Origin of the sequence: Aquimarina celericrescens (genome assembly GCF_042682765.1) — a bacterium.
In the GTDB taxonomy this organism is placed as follows: Bacteria; Bacteroidota; Bacteroidia; order Flavobacteriales; family Flavobacteriaceae; genus Aquimarina; species Aquimarina celericrescens.
On the sequence record NZ_JBHUHY010000004.1, the window covers coordinates 25,460 to 43,690 of the forward strand.

At 35.2% G+C, this 18,231-nt stretch carries 15 protein-coding genes; 9 read left to right on the plus strand and 6 right to left on the minus strand.

Translation table 11 applies throughout. The features are described from left to right. Positions 1–20: 20 nt before the first annotated feature. A complete protein-coding gene (locus tag ACFSJT_RS07265) occupies positions 21–1,679 on the minus strand; it encodes a T9SS type A sorting domain-containing protein (protein WP_378319575.1) in 1,659 nt (552 codons plus the stop codon). Positions 1,680–2,122: 443 nt separating this feature from the next. Between ACFSJT_RS07265 and ACFSJT_RS07270 the strand changes: the two genes are divergently transcribed. After that, a complete protein-coding gene (locus ACFSJT_RS07270) occupies positions 2,123–2,449 on the plus strand; it encodes a hypothetical protein (protein WP_378319576.1) in 327 nt (108 codons plus the stop codon). Here the strand turns inward: ACFSJT_RS07270 and ACFSJT_RS07275 are convergent. Genes ACFSJT_RS07275 through ACFSJT_RS07285 form a run of 3 tightly spaced genes read right to left on the minus strand, consistent with a single transcriptional unit; the run spans position 2,446 to position 6,454 of the window. Continuing rightward, positions 2,446–4,932: a TonB-dependent receptor gene (locus ACFSJT_RS07275; RefSeq protein ID WP_378319577.1), complete on the minus strand. Its 2,487-nt coding sequence runs from the start codon at positions 4,930–4,932 to the stop codon at positions 2,446–2,448. The two genes, ACFSJT_RS07270 and ACFSJT_RS07275, sit on opposite strands and share 4 nt — an antisense overlap. Positions 4,933–4,966: 34 nt before the next feature. After that, positions 4,967–5,872 carry a FecR family protein gene (locus tag ACFSJT_RS07280; RefSeq protein ID WP_378319578.1) on the minus strand — a complete coding sequence of 302 codons (906 nt, stop codon included), beginning with the start codon at positions 5,870–5,872 and terminating at the stop codon, positions 4,967–4,969. Positions 5,873–5,929: 57 nt separating this feature from the next. Then, positions 5,930–6,454 carry an RNA polymerase sigma factor gene (locus ACFSJT_RS07285; protein ID WP_378319579.1) on the minus strand — a complete coding sequence of 175 codons (525 nt, stop codon included), beginning with the start codon at positions 6,452–6,454 and terminating at the stop codon, positions 5,930–5,932. A gap of 120 nt (positions 6,455–6,574) precedes the next feature. On the opposite strand from ACFSJT_RS07285, the gene ACFSJT_RS07290 reads away from it, so the two are divergent. Both ACFSJT_RS07290 and ACFSJT_RS07295 read left to right on the plus strand, forming a co-directional pair. Beyond that, complete coding sequence (locus tag ACFSJT_RS07290; RefSeq protein ID WP_378319580.1) at positions 6,575–7,642, plus strand: hypothetical protein; 1,068 nt, start codon at positions 6,575–6,577, stop codon at positions 7,640–7,642. A 492-nt stretch (positions 7,643–8,134) separates the two neighbouring features. Then, the gene (locus tag ACFSJT_RS07295; RefSeq protein ID WP_378319581.1) at positions 8,135–9,895 is read left to right on the plus strand and encodes an aromatic amino acid hydroxylase; all 1,761 of its coding nucleotides are present in this window, start codon (positions 8,135–8,137) and stop codon (positions 9,893–9,895) included. 12 nt (positions 9,896–9,907) lie between these two features. On the opposite strand, the gene ACFSJT_RS07300 is transcribed toward ACFSJT_RS07295, so the two are convergent. Together ACFSJT_RS07300 and alaS are read right to left on the minus strand one after the other, a co-directional pair. Then, on the minus strand, positions 9,908–10,855 hold the full coding sequence (locus ACFSJT_RS07300; RefSeq protein WP_378319582.1) for a GSCFA domain-containing protein: 948 nt from the start codon (positions 10,853–10,855) through the stop codon (positions 9,908–9,910). Between the two features lie 60 nt (positions 10,856–10,915). Further along, positions 10,916–13,549 (minus strand): alanine--tRNA ligase, encoded by a 2,634-nt coding sequence (alaS, locus tag ACFSJT_RS07305; protein WP_378319583.1) that lies wholly within the window; start codon positions 13,547–13,549, stop codon positions 10,916–10,918. Between the two features lie 197 nt (positions 13,550–13,746). Between alaS and ACFSJT_RS07310 the strand changes: the two genes are divergently transcribed. The 6 genes from ACFSJT_RS07310 (at position 13,747) to ACFSJT_RS07335 (ending at position 18,173) form a co-directional block, all read left to right on the plus strand. Further along, on the plus strand, positions 13,747–14,724 hold the full coding sequence (locus tag ACFSJT_RS07310; RefSeq protein WP_378319584.1) for a M23 family metallopeptidase: 978 nt from the start codon (positions 13,747–13,749) through the stop codon (positions 14,722–14,724). A gap of 6 nt (positions 14,725–14,730) precedes the next feature. After that, positions 14,731–15,840, plus strand: a complete 1,110-nt coding sequence (locus tag ACFSJT_RS07315) for a CapA family protein (protein ID WP_378319585.1) — start codon at positions 14,731–14,733, stop codon at positions 15,838–15,840. Continuing rightward, positions 15,840–16,169 carry a MerR family transcriptional regulator gene (locus tag ACFSJT_RS07320; protein WP_378319586.1) on the plus strand — a complete coding sequence of 110 codons (330 nt, stop codon included), beginning with the start codon at positions 15,840–15,842 and terminating at the stop codon, positions 16,167–16,169. The genes ACFSJT_RS07315 and ACFSJT_RS07320 overlap by 1 nt, the downstream gene beginning before the upstream one ends. A 123-nt stretch (positions 16,170–16,292) precedes the next feature. Further along, on the plus strand, positions 16,293–16,904 hold the full coding sequence (locus ACFSJT_RS07325; protein ID WP_378319587.1) for a LemA family protein: 612 nt from the start codon (positions 16,293–16,295) through the stop codon (positions 16,902–16,904). A gap of 24 nt (positions 16,905–16,928) precedes the next feature. Then, positions 16,929–17,366 (plus strand): TPM domain-containing protein, encoded by a 438-nt coding sequence (locus ACFSJT_RS07330; protein WP_378319588.1) that lies wholly within the window; start codon positions 16,929–16,931, stop codon positions 17,364–17,366. Then, complete coding sequence (locus ACFSJT_RS07335) at positions 17,367–18,173, plus strand: TPM domain-containing protein (RefSeq protein WP_378319589.1); 807 nt, start codon at positions 17,367–17,369, stop codon at positions 18,171–18,173. Positions 18,174–18,231 lie beyond the last annotated feature (58 nt).

Below are 18,231 nucleotides of genomic sequence, written 5' to 3' on the forward strand. Positions count from 1 at the left end.
ATTCTGTTTGATAAGTACAATCAGAATCTTTGATTCACAATTACTTTTTTTGTAAACGAAGTACCATCTGAGGTATTTGTAATATAAATGAAATACATCCCCGACGCTCTATCTGTTAAATCGATAGTCTCATCATCTAGTAGCAGTCGCCCAGATGTTATTTCCCGACCTGCCATATCATAGACATTGTAGTCTAAAATTTTATTTGCTCCATTTGAGACAGTAACCATAGCTTTCGAAACGTCGAAAAAGACTGAAATTGCTTCTTCTTCTACAGGGGGATTTCCGCCATCTAATTCTTGAGAAAGCATATCTAAAGTTTCTTTTCCAGTATTTGACGGATCTAACCAATTTGAAAGTCTTGTTGATTCTGAATTACCAAAGTCCCATGAAACCCCTAATCTGCCGTAATAATCGGGTTCATTATTATCATTGGTATTAACACAGGCTGCACCACCTCCTGCCAACTGACCTACAATTCTCCCACTGGGATCAAAAAGAGCAGAACCCGAAGATCCACTCTCTGTTACTCCTAAGTCCCAATCGCGAACTTCCCAGGAATCGACTGGCGCCTGAATACCACCAATAGAAACTTCTTCTCTTTTAGTTAAAGGACTATTTTCTCTACAAACTTTCATAATATCTCCTAGGGGGTGATGAATACCCACACCAAAATCAGGTGTGTTATCCGTTTTATCCCAACCAGCCCATTCTAAATCCCACGATGGATTTAATCCACCAGTAATTTCAACTAACTCAAAATCTGATTCTGGATTTGATGCCAATACTCTAGCACCACTGGTTGTCTGATAATAATTTTCGGGGCCGTTACTTATGCTTTCGTCTGACGAGGCACATACTGTATTTGCACTAATCCAATTGAATCTAAATGCCCAGATCGATTCTCCTCCAGAGCAATGATTGGCGGTTAGAAAATAAGGAGCTTTGTCATTATTTGTATTGTTTATTAAAGTACCCGTACAAAAACCTGTGCCATTGACTAATATAAGCCCCACCGCTTTCTTGAGCCGATCCTTTAATGCATCATAATCATTCCCTATTGGACAGTTAACATCTAGATTACAATTACCAGAATCATTGATTGCTTTTCCTTCTATCTCTCTGGTCGTTAACGTTCTGTACCCATGTACTACTTTCGAAATATTCAACTCTCCTTGCCCCTTTACCGAAGCAGGTTCATAATATTCTATCCACACATTTTCACCTTGGACCAACCAAGTGCCCAGCATTTCATCTGGTCTGTTAAAAATATTAGTGTATGCACCCAGTAAATCTGACTTATCATTATTGTAAAGATAAATAGTAGCTCCTCGAGGGATTTTATAAGTATCAAAAATAAAGTTTAAGGTTTTGGCTCCTTTAGAAATAATATTAATCCTCCATATTCTACTTTTATCTGGTAAAACATCCCAGACTCCAGAATTATCTAATCCCAGATTTACCTTAAATTCGTATCCAAATCTCCAAGGTCTTGATTTATCAACGTCATTTTTGGCATCCTCGGTTTTGATACGATTAAGATCAAAAGCTTTCATCACAACAGGAGTACTGCTTTTTTTACTGGTAAGTTGCCAACTTTTGGGCTTTCCCTCATTGGTTACCTGGGCTTTCATTACAAAAGCAGAGAATACAAAAATGTGCAGTAATATCAATCTCAAAGCAGAGGTTTTAATAAGTAGATTCAAATTTGACGTTTTCGACATACTTTACACTTAGCTAAAACTACTTACTTCACTCTAACAGATTTTCGAAAAACGTGAAGCTGTATAAAAGTTTTTTTTGATAAATAGTACTTGAAATACAAAAATTCCTAAACATTTTAAGTCAGTTAGGACTCTGACTTTTTGATTGGTACAAAGATATGGATATAATATTAACGAATATAAATCTTTACTATTGCAAAAAAAAATCCAAATTTTAACTTTGAAACCTGATAGTTGACTATCTTATATTCTCATTATCATTGTTGATTTGTAACGACTAATATAGAAGAGTTTTTTAAGAAAAAAGGGAATACAGTCATTTGACGCAGTAAAAAAGATCATTTACCCCTATGAGATCGTAAGAACAAACTTTAATTTTACTTAAAAAAACAAATTAAATGGCACAATCATCTTTTCAAGTAGCAACATATACCTATTATAATTGGTCTTCCAGAGGCAACGGAAAAACAAACCTCATTCTTAGAGGGACAGCAGGAGAAACATGTTCGGTTTGGTTTAGAGAAGATCCTAATGAGGTCTTGCCAGAAGCCACTCAATCAGGATCGTATTATGCATTTTACTATCATCATTACCAGCTTCAACACCTGATCGATATGCTTAGAAACGAAAGTCCTATTTTTGTTTATTTCAACAATGATAATGGCTTTAATAACTCGCGTATTTCTACAGCTGATGAACCTATTGGTGAAGGAGAGTTAAGTTAAAAATTCATTTTAATTGATACATTAGGAACTATACCTAAGGAGCGTTGAACAAATTCTTGAGGTGTTCTATTCGTATTTAACCGATAATAATTATTGATAGTGTTTTCTTGATCAAATACATTCCAGACAGAAGCTCCCAAATTAAGAGTGTATGGTGTAGCAAATCTTATCTGGTACATTGCTGATACATCAAATCTGAAATAATCATCTAGCCGTTCTGCATTAGCAGTATTATAGTTCAGATCCCCCTGGTTATCCACTTCATTGCCAAACACTAATGAGGTGGTAGGTCTGCCCGTGCGCCAGTTAAACCCTGCTGCCAATTGTAAATCTCTAGATTTAAAAGAGATTCCTGAAGAGATGGAATGTGTTGTATCAAAATTACTAGGAAAAGTTTCTTCTGGCAAAGCATCAAAAGTATATTCGCTTTTTAAGTAGGAGTAACTTGACCAAAAGTTAAAACCTCCCCAGCGTTTTCTCAATAAAAAATCTATTCCATAGGCATCATAACTCCCTTTTTCTCTTACAAATTCATAAGCATTAGTAAAACCTTGGCTTCTGGTAGTTATTCCGTCTACATACTTGTAATATCCTTCTACATTTAAAAGCCAACCTTTTTTTTCAAACTGCAAACCAGATGAAATTTGCTTACTTCTTATAATTGGTATAGAATCATTATCGGTCAATTGCCATCTACGGTTTTCTATGCCCAAAAAATCATTTTGAAAATTGATGATCTTTGAAGTACTTTGATGTTTTAATTCGCCCTGTATTTCAAAGGTTAAGTCCCTTGCAATTTTTTGGTTAAAATTAATTCTAGGCTCTACAATAGATTTAGAAAATTTATCAAGATAGTTGTAGCGAACGCCTAAATCTAAATACGTTTTTCGGTTATGGGATCCAAAATGCAGTTGGGTAAAAACGCTATGAGTTCTTAAAACTTCTACAAAGAAATCCCTAAAAACGGGATCGTCAACATCATCGAGATTGGTCACTGCTGTTTCGGTAAAATGATATCCGTTTTGCCATTCTAACCGATCAGAAATATTATAAAAAGCATGTGCTCTTATTCCTGTTTCAGAAACGATATTTTCTTGAAGAAAACGTTGTGATCGTGCAAGATTAACATTAAATGCCTGTAATTTGTAATCTGTATTGTACGCTTGTAAAACTGTACTAAATCTATCATTCCAGGTTCTTTTATATTGAAGTCCTCCTGCGATACTATTCTGGGATAAACTACTCTCCCTGGATCTTTCGATAGTATTTATTATTGAACTTTCAGTATAAACCAATTCATTGGCTGCCCCTATAAAATTGAGTCTTAACTCACTCTTATCATTAATTTTATAAAGCCATCGTAAGGATGCATCATAAAAGTCAAACATTTTGTCAGAATTTGTAATGTTTACCTCATTGCTCTCTACTTCAGTGTTTTGAGCTATTCTATCGAAGTACGCATCATAGGTTGGAGTTTCCGCAAAATTACTCAATGCTTTTCTAACCGCTACCTGTACAGACGATTTTTTTCCGATGGGTGTATCTATAAAACCGTTTGTATCAATGAAACTGGCACTAATTTTTCCTGTAAAATGGTCGGTTAACTCAGTATCAGTGCGCATAGCAATTGTACTGGAAACCCCCTCGGTATATGCAGCTGAAGTTCCATTTTTTAGAAGCGTAACCTTTTCTGTAATATTAGGGTTAAATATCGATATGAGGCCAAAAAAATGACCTGATTGATACATTTTAATGTCATCCCATAATATGAGATTTTGATCATGTGTGCCACCCCGCACATTAATATTGGAAACTGTTTCATTGATACTCTGTATTCCCGGAAATGCCTGGACGGATTGAAGTACATCTGACTCAATAAGACCAGGTAGCATACTAAATTTAGAAAAATCTATTCGTAATCCTCCATCTTTCATTTTATCGATTCCCTGAACGATAAATCCAGAAATAATAATCTCTGATAACGTTTCTTCTTTAGGCAACAGTTTAATATCCAAGCAGGCGGTGCTAGAAAGAATATCAAAAAAAAATTCATTGGTTTGAAACCCAACATAAGTAACAGATAGTATCCCAGAATTCGTATTGGTTTTCAGTTCAAAATATCCTTTCTTATCAGTTGTTGTACCTTTTTTACCAAACATCACATTAGCAAAAGCTAAGGGTTCTCCTGAAACATTGCTTTGAATGTAACCGCATACCCGAAACTCTTTGGTTGGCTCACTAATTAAAACAAAATTATCTTCGGTTACAGTAAATTGGAAAGCAGTATTTTTTTCTAAATATGCTATAGCTTGATTAAAAGATAAATTGGAGTCTGGAGGGATAATTATCTCTTTACCTATTAAATCTTTATCGTAATTAAAATGATAACCATGTTGTTTTTCAAACTGTAGTAAGAGGTCCTCTAAAGGAACCTGGTTGTTTTCATCCTGACCCATAAGAGATGTAGATGATAAAACTATCATAATCAACTGCATTAATGGCCCCCAATATTTCACCTTATTGTGATTTTATAATGATCAACTTTTCATTTTCAATTACATAGACAAGTCCCAAAGGTGTGGTTATCGATTTAACAGCGTTTTCAAGGTTTTTATGACCAAAACCTCCTGAAAACAATCGATTTTCGTCTACATTTTTAAATTTTATTCGTACATCGTATTGGCGCTCAACTTCTGCAAAAACTTCGTAGAGGGGAACAGCGTTAAATAAACTTTTGTTCCCAATCCATTCAGGTTCTGACTGTAATGTTTTATTAGACAAAACTTCTCCATCTATGAATCTCAAAGTTTCTCCGGCAGAAAGTTTCCTGGAAGTACTATGTATATTAACCTTTACAAGACCTTCATAACATTCTACCTCAAAGAAATTTTCTCTCTGTTTAACATTAAATTTGGTACCCAAGACTTGAACATTTCCACCGGGTGTAATCACCGTAAAAGTAGCACCTTTTGCTACCTCAAAATAGGCCTCACCTTCTAAGCTCACTTCTCTCTCTTTGCTCCAGTTTTTTTTGTTATATGTTAAGATAGATCGAGAATTTAGTACGATATCAGAAGTATCTGGTAATTCAAAGGTCTTTTTTTCACCGGCAAGAGTTTCTATTTTGTGCTCTCCACTAAGAAAGAATGAGAAATAAAGTCCAAAAGCTATAATCACTACACTTGCTATTCTCAACAAAGCCCGGTTCCAGTTTATATGCCTCACTGGTGTTTTTTTAGAAACTAATTTTTGATCCAAGACATCAAAGTCTGAAACCTTAGAAAAATTAGACGCTTTAAAATGTTTAATATCCTCTACAATATCAACATTCAGCTGATAATCATCCAACTTGTTAAAGGCTTCTTTTTCCTCATCGGTCAAGTCGCCTTTAAGCCATTTTCTTATTAAGTAATCTTTGTCCATACAGCTGGTATTTAATTTTTATCAACACTTAAACAACCATAAAGCCAGTTGTCCTGATTATTTTATGTTAAATCCTTTCAATTCTTTTTTCAATTTGTCAAAAGCGCTATATATTCTATACTCTGCCACCTTTTTTGTAATTCCCAACATTTCAGCAATCTCTTTATGTGTTTTTCCTTCTATCTTATTCAATACGAAGCAAATCCTTTGTTCTTCTGTAAGACTGCTTAATGCTTTTTCATAATGCCCAAGAAACTGTTCCTTTTCCATTAAGAATTCAGGGCTCTCATTAGTATAATATTTTGGAGGTATTTTTTGGTATTTCAGTACAACCTTAAAGTGTTTTACTTCATTCAAAGTAAGATTGTTTGCTACCTTATACAAGAAAGCCTTTGCAGCTTTAAACTCTATTTTTTTACAATTTTCCCAAAGTTTTATAAAGGTTTCTTGTGTTTTATCATCAGGATTGAATCGAGCTCCATATTTGTAATATAAATAGTCATGGATTTCCTTTGCATATCGATCATATATTTCTTTAAATACTTTTTTAGTACAAATATTTTGATTTTGATTTTCTGACAAAGCCTTAGATTTTAAGATGATCGCAAAGTAAAAATAAATTTTTTAATTTTTTTTCAGGACTTTTTCGGGATAAGTTGTTTCAGTATCAGAAAAAATGAAAAAACTATAAATCTTTTAATTATGAAAAATATTTTAAAATTTACAGCCTTACTAATGACAATTACACTAGTATTGTTTTCTTGTCGATCTGAAGACGAGGATGTATTAAGACCTTCTGAACAAGACGCTCTAAAGGCGAATACCAATGTTGCCAATCTGATTCAAAACACCTCGATGAAGGATGGATCATTCGATAATATAATTGACCGGGCAAATTGTTTTACGATCAAGACTCCTTTTACCGTTAGCGTTAATGGAGTAGAATTAACGGTAAATAATGAAGAAGGTTTAGAAACAGCAGAAGATATCCTTGATGAATTTGATGATGACCAAGACATCATAGAAATACAATTTCCTATTGTTATTATTCAAGAGGATTTTACCGAAATTACAATCGACGATCTTTCAAGTTTTGATGATCTGGCAAGTACCTGTCCTGATGAGAACGAAGAGGATGATGATATAGAATGTATAGATTTTCAATATCCAATCACTGCTACATTATTCAATAATAATAACGATGTAATCAATGATATTTCTATAAATAATGATGAAGAACTATATGAGTTTATAGATGATCTGGACGATGACTTGACCGTAAGTATCGATTTCCCAATCACTTTAATATTATCAGATCAATCTGAGGTAACCGTAAACTCTATTCAACAATTAGAAGCTGTTATCGAAGATGCTGAAGATGACTGTGATGAAGATGATGATTATGACTATAATGATGATGACTGTGATACCTGCACAACAGAACAGCTAACTGATTTTTTAACGAATTGTTCTGACTGGAAAGTAGATACGTTGGAGCGTAATAACCAATATTTAGAAGATCTTTATACTGAATACACGTTTAATTTTAGTGCTAACGGTACTATCGCTGTTGAAAATGGAACTGATAGCTTTAGTGGTACTTGGGAAAGTACAGGTACCGGAAACGACATAACAGTAACTATAAATATTGAAGGTTTAGATGATTTTAATGGCTCCTGGACCTTGCACGAAATTTACGAGAAAAATTCTGAATTTGAAGTTGAATTAGATATGGGAGAGGATGAATTAGAATTTGAAAGTAACTGTTAATTGGTGAAGAATAGGAACGGATATATTCTATTTGCCAAGATTAACATAATTCAATATTTAAGAAGCTCCCTTTATGTATAGAATTTTTATTGAATAAAGTTAATCGCCAACTGCCTCTTTTAAAAGAGGCAGTTTTTTTATGAATTTCTGTTAGTCTTTTAATGAGATCTACCATCCAACTTTAGGAACATTTGAAACAAGACTGGATATAGAAATTTGGGTTTTGATCGTTATTTTGAACAGAACCAGCAAAAGTCTATACCAAGGGTGAACAAATCATGTTCTTGTATCTTTTTTCGTACTTCAGAGAGTATTTTTTTCAAAAGATCCTTTAGGGAAGTATTAATATATCAAAATAATATTTATCAAACCCACCGCTTACATGGGTTTTAAATACGAAATAAAATTTTAGACATTTGGATCTGCTTCATATTCAAATAAAACTATTACTTTTCCAATAGATTTTCTATTTTACAACAATTTAATCTTCACATGGCACAAAATATACCTTCAAATCCTTTAATCGAAAAGCTTCCTCCTCATCTAAAACAATTTATAAAACCACAAAATTATGAGGATTACACACCTATCGATCAAGCAGTCTGGAGATATGTAATGCGAAAAAACATCTCTTCTTTAACACAAGTAGCGCATGATTCTTATACAAAAGGACTTAAAAAAACAGGTATTTCTATTGATAAAATCCCAAGCATGTATGGGATGAATAGAATTTTAAAAGAAATAGGATGGGCTGCCGTTGCTGTTGATGGTTTTATTCCACCTAATGCTTTTATGGAGTTTCAGGCCTATAATATTCTTGTTATTGCTTCTGATATTAGGCAACTAGAAAACATAGAGTATACTCCTGCACCAGATATTATTCACGAAGCTGCGGGACATGCTCCTATTATTGCAAATCCCGATTATGCAGAATATTTACGTCGATTTGGAAAAATAGGATGTAAAGCTATTTCTTCAAAAAGGGATTATGAAATGTATGAAGCAGTGCGTTCTCTTTCGATTTTGAAAGAAGCTCATAACACCAATCCCGAAGACATTTTGAAAGCAGAAAAAAGAGTAGAACAGCTTCAAAATCAAAAGTCAACCCCATCAGAGATAGCTTTAATTCGTAATTTGCATTGGTGGACTGTTGAATATGGACTTATTGGCACAACCGATCATCCTAAAATTTACGGTGCAGGATTACTATCATCGATTGGTGAAAGTGAATGGTGCATGACCGATCAGGTTAAAAAACTACCCTACTCACCCGAAGCAGCTTTTCAAGATTTTGATATTACAAAACCTCAACCTCAACTATTTGTTACTCCAGACTTCGCCTATTTATGTCAAGTATTAGAAGAATTTGCAGATACTATGGCACTTAGAAAAGGGGGGCATCGAGGTCTCGCTAAATTGATAGAATCAGAAAATTTAGGAACTATAGAATTGAGTACAGGTTTACAAATTTCAGGAGTTTTTACACGAATGATTAAAAATGAAGATAACGAAGTAATTTATTTCGAAACTTCTGGACCAACAGCATTATCCTTTAGAGAAAAAGAACTTATTGGTCACGGCATAGATGCTCATCCCAATGGATTTAGGTCTCCTTTAGGAAAGTTAAAGGGAATAAACCTTGCCATAGAAAATATGTCTCCACGAGATTTAAAAGCGTATAATTTTTATGATGGGGAATATATAGAATTCGAGTTTGAAAGCGGAATTACTGTTGCAGGAAATAATATTACCGGTATGCGGAATATCCAGGGAGAGCTAATTTTGATTCAGTTTAGTGATTGTACTATAAAGTACAAAGACGAATATCTTTTTAAACCCGAATGGGGTACGTTTGACTTTGCTGTAGGAAAAGAAATTGTTTCTGCTTTTTCAGGACCGGCAGACGACAACTCGTTTGACCTGGTAACACATAATCCTTCTTTAACAACAGTTAAAAAAGTGTATTCTGACAAACAATTAGAATTACATTCTTTGTATCAATCAGTAAGAAATATAAGAGAAGGTCAAAATACAAAGTTTTCACTTAGAGCTGTTTTTGATATCATAAAAGAAGATCACTCAGAAGATTGGCTTTTACCTTTGGAAATTTACGAGCTCGTTTTTGATCGCGATACAACATTTACCTCAGAAGTTTTAAAATATCTAAAAAATATGAAAGCCAAAAGACCCGAAATTAAACATTTAATAGATGGTGGTTTAGAAATTATTGACGCAAACTTTACTACTGTGTAAAATTATCGCTTTCTAAAAACTCATAAATGGATATTCACTTTGAAGTTGGTTCTTTTTTAACGTAAGTTTTTTAAGAAATAAAGTATACTGCTCGCTTTGAGGATTAAAAGGTCTATGGCTTAGTCCTTTTTGAACTTCTTCAACTTGTTTCATGGTTCGTTTGGCGTGTTCAGAAATCCAAACTTCTGAAAAACGATCCCAGATATATTGAATTGCAAGATCACTAGGATGAACCATGTCTTCATTATAGAATCTATAATCTCTAAGCTCATCCATCATTAATTCATATGAAGGAAAGTAAACAAACTTTGAACTGGTCTCTACAATCCTATGCACAGCAGCAATTAGATTCGATTTACTCCTTGTATTCTCGACAAAACCATCTTTTATATGCCGTACTGGAGATACCGTAAAAACAATTTGAACTGATTGATTTACACTTCTAATCAAACGCACACAGTTTTGAAGATTTTGCTCTATTTCTTCTACAGAAAGCAATTCTTTATCAAACTCTGCTTGTGAAATTTTATGGCAATTCGCCACTACCATATCTAGTGACTTAAGTCGATATACCCAAGCAGTTCCTAACGTAATAAAAATATGTGTAGACGATTTAATTTTTTCCTTTGTATCAAACAAACTTTCATTTAATCTAGAAAGTAAAACATTTTTATCCGGATTACTTAGTGAGGAATGTGCATCAAAACAATGCCAACGCTCGTTATGATAGAATAGATCCGTCTCGGTATAGTTTTCATCCTGACTTGCCATCCAAAGATATGTTTCTATGGCCTTGGGATGAAATAGAATTCCAAATGGGTTAATACGATTTTTGAACTTATAGTATTCGAACTTTTCGCCTATATTTTCGGCAAAACAGGAGCCCAGCATGAATATTTCTGAATCATAGCCAATTTTAGGCTCTTGAGATCGTAACGGTATTTTCGTTTGTAGGTTCATAATCTCTTCAGCCCAAACCTCTCGCCAAGAGTGAAAAAAGGAGCTTTTATTAGTAAAATGTTATTGTACAAACTTTTTAGCATTCTTTAATGCATCTTCTATTCCTTCCGGATTTTTACCTCCGGCGGTAGCAAAAAATGGTTGTCCGCCTCCACCACCTTGGATATATTTACCAAGTTCGCGTACTATTTGTCCGGCATTCAGTTCTTTTTCTTTAACTAGATTTTTAGAAACATAACACGACAGCAGTGCTTTTCCATTTTGTTCTGCACCAAATACCACAAGAATATTTTCAACTTCTCCACCCAACTCAAAACATAAGTCTTTTATTCCGGAAGCATCCAAATCTACTTTTTTGGCTAAAAACTTAATCCCGTTAATTTCTTCAAATTCAGATTTAAGATCTCCCTTTAGATTTTTGGCTTTATCTTTTAGCAATACTTCGATCTGTTTTTTAAGACTCATATTTTCCTCCTGTAATGTTGTGATTGCTTTTACAGGGTCTTTTATATTTTTGAGAACAGCTTTAACTTGATTAAAAGCTTCAGACTGCGTAGTGAAATATTCTTTGGCAGCATCACTGGTTATCGCTTCAATACGTCTTACCCCTGCAGCAATAGCGCTCTCTGAAGTAATCTTGAAATGCCAGATATCCCTGGTGTTCTGCACGTGAGTACCACCGCATAACTCCATAGATTCGCCAAATCGTATTGCCCGTACGGCATCCCCGTACTTTTCACCAAAAAGGGCAATTGCTCCTTCTGCAATCGCCTGATCATAAGAAATACCGCGTTTTTCTTCAAGTGGAAGGTTTTCTCGAACCCTGGCATTCACAAAATCTTCTACTTGTTTTAGCTCCTCATTCGTAACCTTTGTGAAATGTGAAAAATCAAATCTTAAATTACCACTATGCACCATTGAACCTTTTTGTTCGACATGTGTTCCTAAAATCGATCGAAGTGCCTGGTGTAAAAGATGAGTAGCTGTATGGTTAGAAGCTGTTCGGGCACGTTGCTTGCTATCTACAACGGCCTTAAATTCTCCTTCTATCTTTTTGGGTAGGCTTTTAGAAAAATGAACGATTAAATTATTTTCTTTTTTGGTATCTATAATATATACCACATCTCCGTTAGCAGCTTCCAGATATCCTTTATCGCCAACTTGCCCCCCTCCTTCTGGATAAAACGGTGTTTTATTGAAAACTAACTGATATAAATCTCCTTCTTTTTTACTGGTCACTTTACGATAACGAGTTATTTTAACATCCGCAGAAAGATGATCATACCCAATAAAACCTTCAGTAACATCTTGATTAAGCTCTTCCCAGTCTCCAGTCGAGACCTGAGACGCAGCTCTGGATCTTTCTTTTTGCTTCTGGAGCTCAGTTTCGAAACCTTTTTCATCTAGTTTATATCCTTGCTCACTAAGTATGAGTGCAGTAAGATCTATTGGAAATCCATAGGTATCATACAACTCGAATGCTTTCTCTCCCGAAACTACTTTCCCTTTAGTATTTTTAATAACGGTGTCTAAAAGGGCGAGTCCTTGATCCAATGTCCTTAAAAAGGATTGCTCTTCTTCTTTAATTACATTTACAATCAGGTTTTTTTGTGCTTTTAGCTCAGGAAATGCAACACTCATTTGTTTAACCAGTGTGTGCACCAATTTATAAATAAAAGGCTCTTTGGTATTCAAAAACGTGAAGCCGTAACGTATCGCTCTTCTTAAGATTCTTCTAATCACATATCCAGCTCCCGTATTGCTAGGCAACTGGCCATCAGCAATAGAAAAAGACACTGCTCGTATATGATCTGCAATTACCCGAATAGCAACACTTACTTTCCCATCTTCATCAGCAGGTGAACTTTCTTTGTCATATTTAGAATTCGTAATCGTTTCTATCTCTCGGATCAATGGTGTAAACACATCGGTATCATAATTAGACTTTACCCCTTGTAATACCATGCACAGGCGCTCAAATCCCATCCCGGTATCTACATGCTGCGCTGGTAGCTTTTCTAAAGAGCCATTAGCCCTTCTGTTATATTGCATAAAGACAAGGTTCCAGATTTCGACTACCTGGGGATGATCTGCATTAACCAAGTCACGCCCGGGAATTTTAGCTTTCTCTTCCGAAGATCGAATATCTACATGAATTTCTGAACAGGGTCCGCAAGGTCCCTGGTCTCCCATCTCCCAGAAATTATCCTTCTTATTACCCATGATAATTCTATCTTCCGGAACAATTTCCTTCCATAAATCATAAGCCTCTTTATCCATTTCTAGATCTTCATCCTTGGCCCCTTCAAAAACCGACACATAAAGAATGCCCTTATCAATTTTATACACCTCGGTAAGTAGTTCCCAGGCCCATTGAATTGCTTCTTTTTTGAAATAATCACCAAAACTCCAGTTCCCTAGCATTTCAAACATGGTATGATGATAGGTGTCCATACCAACTTCTTCCAAATCATTGTGCTTACCACTTACGCGTAAGCATTTTTGAGTATCTGTAATACGATTACTCTTTGGAGTACCGTTCCCCAAGAAGAATTCTTTAAATTGGTTCATCCCGGCATTAGTAAACATTAATGTAGGATCATCTTTAATTACCATGGGAGCAGATGGTACCACTTGATGTTTTTTGTTTTTAAAAAACTCTAAAAATTGATTTCTGATTTCTTGGGATTTCACTAGCTTATTATTAGTTCAATAAATTATATTATAAACTGAATATCAAGTACTTATCTATATAATTCATAAAAGATAGTACTTCTATATTTGTCAGTTTTTTCTACACTTTGCAACATTTTACTATATTTGTTGCCGGGTCTTACTCGAAAACAAGACTTTTTTGGTTGATATCCTGCAAAAATAGCATATTTTAGATTATGTCAAAGGTTAAATATTACTATGATAGTGAAACGCTTTCTTATCGAAGAATAGAGCAGAAGAAAGGTCGTAAATTTGGTATTGCCGCTATAGGAGTTATTGGTTCATTTTTGGCCGGTTTTATACTTCTTCTCATCTATCTAAACATCCCGCAATTAGAAACTCCTAAAGAAAAAGCGTATAAGAGAGAACTTGAAAATATGCAACTGCAATATGATCTTATGAATAAGCGACTGGAACGGAATGAAAATGTTCTTCAGGAAATTGCAGAGCGGGACGATAATATATATCGACTTTATTTTGGAGCCAGACCCATACCAGAAGACCTTAGAAATGCAGGTTTTGGTGGTGTAAATCGCTATAAAAATCTAGAAGGTTTTGATAACTCAAAAATGATTATCGAGAGTAGCGAAAGAATAGATAAGTTGACTAAACAAATTGTAGTACAATCAAAATCTCTCGATGAAATTGCTGCTCTAGCAGAACAAAAAGAAGAACTATTAGCTACTATCCCTGCCATACAACCTATTCAAAATTCTGACCTTAAAAGGATGGCCTCTGGTTACGGATGGAGAAGCGACCCCTTCACAAAAGCTAGAAAATTTCACTATGGTATGGATTTTTCGGCATCTACAGGTACACCTGTATATGCGACCGGAAATGGAGTGGTTACCCGAGCAGATGCTAATTCTACTGGTTATGGAAGACACATACGAATTGATCATGGTTTCAATTATGTAAGTCTTTATGCACACCTAAGTAAGTATAATGTTAAGAAGGGTCAAAAAGTAAAACGTGGTGACGTTATTGGGTATGTAGGTAGCACCGGACGATCTGTGGCACCTCACTTGCACTATGAGATTTTTAAAGATGGAGAAAAAATTAATCCGAGGAATTTTTACTACGGAAGTTTAACTTCTGAAGAGTTCGATCAAATGCTTAAAGCTTCCAATCTAATCAATGAATCTCTAGATTAAATATGTATGCGTAAATTATTTCTTGTGGCCCTCATTTTTGGCTTCAGTTCTTCAATACAGGCCCAAAAATTTTCAAAAGAAGTAATTGATTCAATGTACACTATCGTACAGCATACAAAAGAAAAACTTTCGAAGCCTTCAAAAATAAAACTCATGGCTGTGGGAGATATTATGATGGGAACAAATTTCCCTGATAATAGCTACTTACCTCCTCAGGGAAAAGGCCCTTTTGATGACGTTAATCATATCTTGACTCAGGCCGATATTCTTTTTGGAAATCTTGAGGGAACTCTTACCGATGAAGGAGAAAATGCTAAAAGATGTTCTGACCCTTCTAAGTGTTATTCTTTCAGATCTCCCGAATCCTATGGTAAATATCTTGAAGAAACCGGTTTTGATGTGATGAGTATTGCAAATAATCACATTGGTGATTTTGGTGAAATCGGAATTAAAAATACTTCAAAAACCTTAGAAAAACATAACATAGCCTATGCCGGAGTGTTTGCTCAACCCTATACAATTTTTGAAAAAAATGGAATCACGTATGGATTTTGTGCTTTTGCCCCTAATAAAGATTGCGTAAAAATTCATAACTTAACCAATGCAAAAAAAATCGTTAGCGAACTTAAAGAAAAAGCAGATATTGTGATTGTCTCTTTTCATGGAGGTGCAGAAGGCCTTAAACACACACATGTTACCAGAAAGACAGAACGTTTTTATGGAGAGGATCGAGGCAACGTATACCTCTTTGCCCATACCATGATTGATGCCGGAGCCGATGTTGTTCTAGGACATGGCCCCCATGTTTCGAGAGCTTTTGAAGTGTATAAAAACAAGTTTATAGCGTATAGTCTAGGTAATTTTTGCACCTATTCCCGATTTAATCTAACCGGAATTAAAGGATATGCACCTATTGCAGAGGTAGACATTGATCTTGAAGGTAATTTTGTAAAAGGCATGCTTCATTCTGCCAAACAAATCGATGAAGTATATCCATTTATGGATGAGAAAAAAAGGGCATTAAAGGAGATAAAAAAATTGACTGAAGAAGATTTTCCGGAAAGCAAGCTTATTTTTGAAGAAGACGGTAGTTTTACCCAAAAAAAAGAATACTAATGTATGTAGACTTACCTAAAAAAATGTACTATGGTATTGGCGAAGTAGCTGAAGCCTTCGATGTAAACACCTCTTTAATTCGTTTTTGGGAAAAAGAATTCGATATCCTAAAACCAAAAAAAAATGCTAAAGGTAATCGCAAATTCACTCAAGAAGATATTAAAAACCTTGAATTGATTTATCATTTGGTAAAAGAGCGGGGGTTCACATTAGAAGGAGCCAAAACACATCTTAAGGAGCAAAAGCAAGAAGCGTTGGATAGTTTTGATATCATACGTAAATTAGAATCTATTAAAGGACAGCTTCTTAAAATTAAAGAGCAATTGTAAGGTTTAATTTCTTAAATGCTACAAATCCCGTAGGTGAGATTTAAAAATTTTGTCTCAATTTGAAACAAAATTCAATAATTGTAGTCTAATCACATAGGATAACCCGAAAAATAATAATAGTAAATGAAAAAAGGACTTTTTGCAGGATTAGGATGTCTAGGACTAGTCATAGTCATCCTTGTAATTGGTGCAATCATGGCATATAGTTTTAATAACAAGGCTGTGGTATTACAAGAGGATGCCAAAACGGCCTGGTCTAACGTAGAAAGTGCCTACCAAAGACGAAGTGATCTTATTGGCAATCTGGTAAAAACAGTACAAGGTGCAGCAGATTTTGAACGCTCTACACTAAAAGATGTTATTGATGCCAGAGCAAGAGCAACCTCAGTCAATATTGATCCTAGCAACATCACTCCTGGTCAGATGGCTCAGTTTCAACAAGCACAAAGCGGATTAACCTCTGCTTTATCGCGATTACTGGTTACTGTAGAACGCTATCCCGATCTAAAGGCTAATCAGAACTTTCTGAACTTACAAACCCAACTCGAAGGAACCGAAAATCGAATTAACGTAGAACGCAATCGTTTTAACGAGCAGGTTGGTGTTTATAACAAACACATCAAAGTTCTTCCAAACTCATTATTTGCGAGCATTTTAGGATTTGACGAAATGACAAGGTTTGAGGGTGAAGAAGGTGTTGAAAAGGCACCAGAAGTTGATTTTGATTTTAAATAAGATCACGATATAAAATTTCATCACATGTCAAAAGTTGAAGATTTTCTTACTGCAGATCAAGAAGAGCAAATAGTTGCCGCAATTCGACGTGCAGAAAAAACGACATCGGGAGAAATTCGTGTTCATATTGAAAAGCATACAGATCTTGATATTTTAGACCGGACTAAAGAAGTCTTTCATCTACTCAAAATGGACAATACCATACAACATAACGGTGTGCTGATTTATGTAGCTGTAGATGATCATAGATTTGCAATTTATGGAGATCAAGGCATTCATAACGTAGTGGGTGATAATTTTTGGGAGAGTACCAGAGATGCTATCCTAAAACAATTTAAGAAAGGTGATTTTACACAAGGACTAATAGATGGCATTCTCATGGCTGGGGAGCAATTACAAAGGTATTTTCCTTGGGATCACACGGGATCAAATGAATTATCAGATGAAATTTCAAAAGGATAAATGAAAAACGTACAACAATTCATAGTATCCTCTTTCTTTGTTCTGGGTATATTTTTTATCGCTACACACCAAGGTCTTGCACAACGAGCTATTCCTCCCAAACCAACATTGGAGACTGCTGTGTACGATGAAGCAAAAATGCTTTCTGGTTCTGAAGCTGAGCAACTTGAGAAAAAACTTATTCAATATGCCGATACTACTTCTACGCAGATAGTAGTGGCCACCATCAACTCACTGCAAGGTGAAAATATTGGGTTGTATGCTGCCGAATGGGCCCACGAATGGGGTATCGGACAAAAAAAAGAGGATAATGGAGTTTTTATTCTTGTATCCCAGATGGATCGTAAGATTTGGATTGCAACAGGTTATGGTGTCGAAGAAAAACTTACAGACTTTACTTCTAAAACTATTATAGATCAGATCATCACTCCTGAATTTAAGAAAGGAAAATTCTATACTGGATTGGATGAAGGAATAACCGCTATTTTTCAGGTACTCGATGGCACTTTTAAAGGAGCGAAGAAAAAGAAAAGTAGAAAAGATTTCCCTATCGGGCAATTGGCACTGTTGCTTATCTTCTTCATTATTATTGTAAAAGCATTTTCTAAAAGCAATCATGGCAATGGCGGCAAAGGAAATCGTGGAAACAGATCTCGAGGAGGCAGTCTTTTGGATGCAATTATCTTGAGCAATATGGGCCGTGGTAGCTATGGTGGAGGAAGTTTTGGCGGTGGATCCAGCGGAGGCTTTGGTGGCGGCTTCGGTGGTGGCGGTTTTGGCGGTGGTGGTGCTGGGGGCAGTTGGTAGAGTTTATTTCTACAGAATGACTAATTAAAAGGATTTGCATTTCATGATATGAATTTAA

Excerpts from the sequence above, each read along its gene's own strand:
- ACFSJT_RS07335 (WP_378319589.1), top strand. The coding sequence starts at position 17,367 with ATGAAAAACGTACAACAATTCATAGTATCCTCTTTCTTTGTTCTGGGT.
- ACFSJT_RS07280 (WP_378319578.1), bottom strand. The coding sequence starts at position 5,872 with ATGGACAAAGATTACTTAATAAGAAAATGGCTTAAAGGCGACTTGACC.
- ACFSJT_RS07315 (WP_378319585.1), top strand. The coding sequence starts at position 14,731 with ATGCGTAAATTATTTCTTGTGGCCCTCATTTTTGGCTTCAGTTCTTCA.
- ACFSJT_RS07270 (WP_378319576.1), top strand. The coding sequence starts at position 2,123 with ATGGCACAATCATCTTTTCAAGTAGCAACATATACCTATTATAATTGG.
- ACFSJT_RS07290 (WP_378319580.1), top strand. The coding sequence starts at position 6,575 with ATGAAAAATATTTTAAAATTTACAGCCTTACTAATGACAATTACACTA.
- ACFSJT_RS07310 (WP_378319584.1), top strand. The coding sequence starts at position 13,747 with ATGTCAAAGGTTAAATATTACTATGATAGTGAAACGCTTTCTTATCGA.
- ACFSJT_RS07275 (WP_378319577.1), bottom strand. The coding sequence starts at position 4,932 with ATGATAGTTTTATCATCTACATCTCTTATGGGTCAGGATGAAAACAAC.
- ACFSJT_RS07295 (WP_378319581.1), top strand. The coding sequence starts at position 8,135 with ATGGCACAAAATATACCTTCAAATCCTTTAATCGAAAAGCTTCCTCCT.
- ACFSJT_RS07320 (WP_378319586.1), top strand. The coding sequence starts at position 15,840 with ATGTATGTAGACTTACCTAAAAAAATGTACTATGGTATTGGCGAAGTA.
- ACFSJT_RS07330 (WP_378319588.1), top strand. The coding sequence starts at position 16,929 with ATGTCAAAAGTTGAAGATTTTCTTACTGCAGATCAAGAAGAGCAAATA.
- ACFSJT_RS07325 (WP_378319587.1), top strand. The coding sequence starts at position 16,293 with ATGAAAAAAGGACTTTTTGCAGGATTAGGATGTCTAGGACTAGTCATA.
- ACFSJT_RS07300 (WP_378319582.1), bottom strand. The coding sequence starts at position 10,855 with ATGAACCTACAAACGAAAATACCGTTACGATCTCAAGAGCCTAAAATT.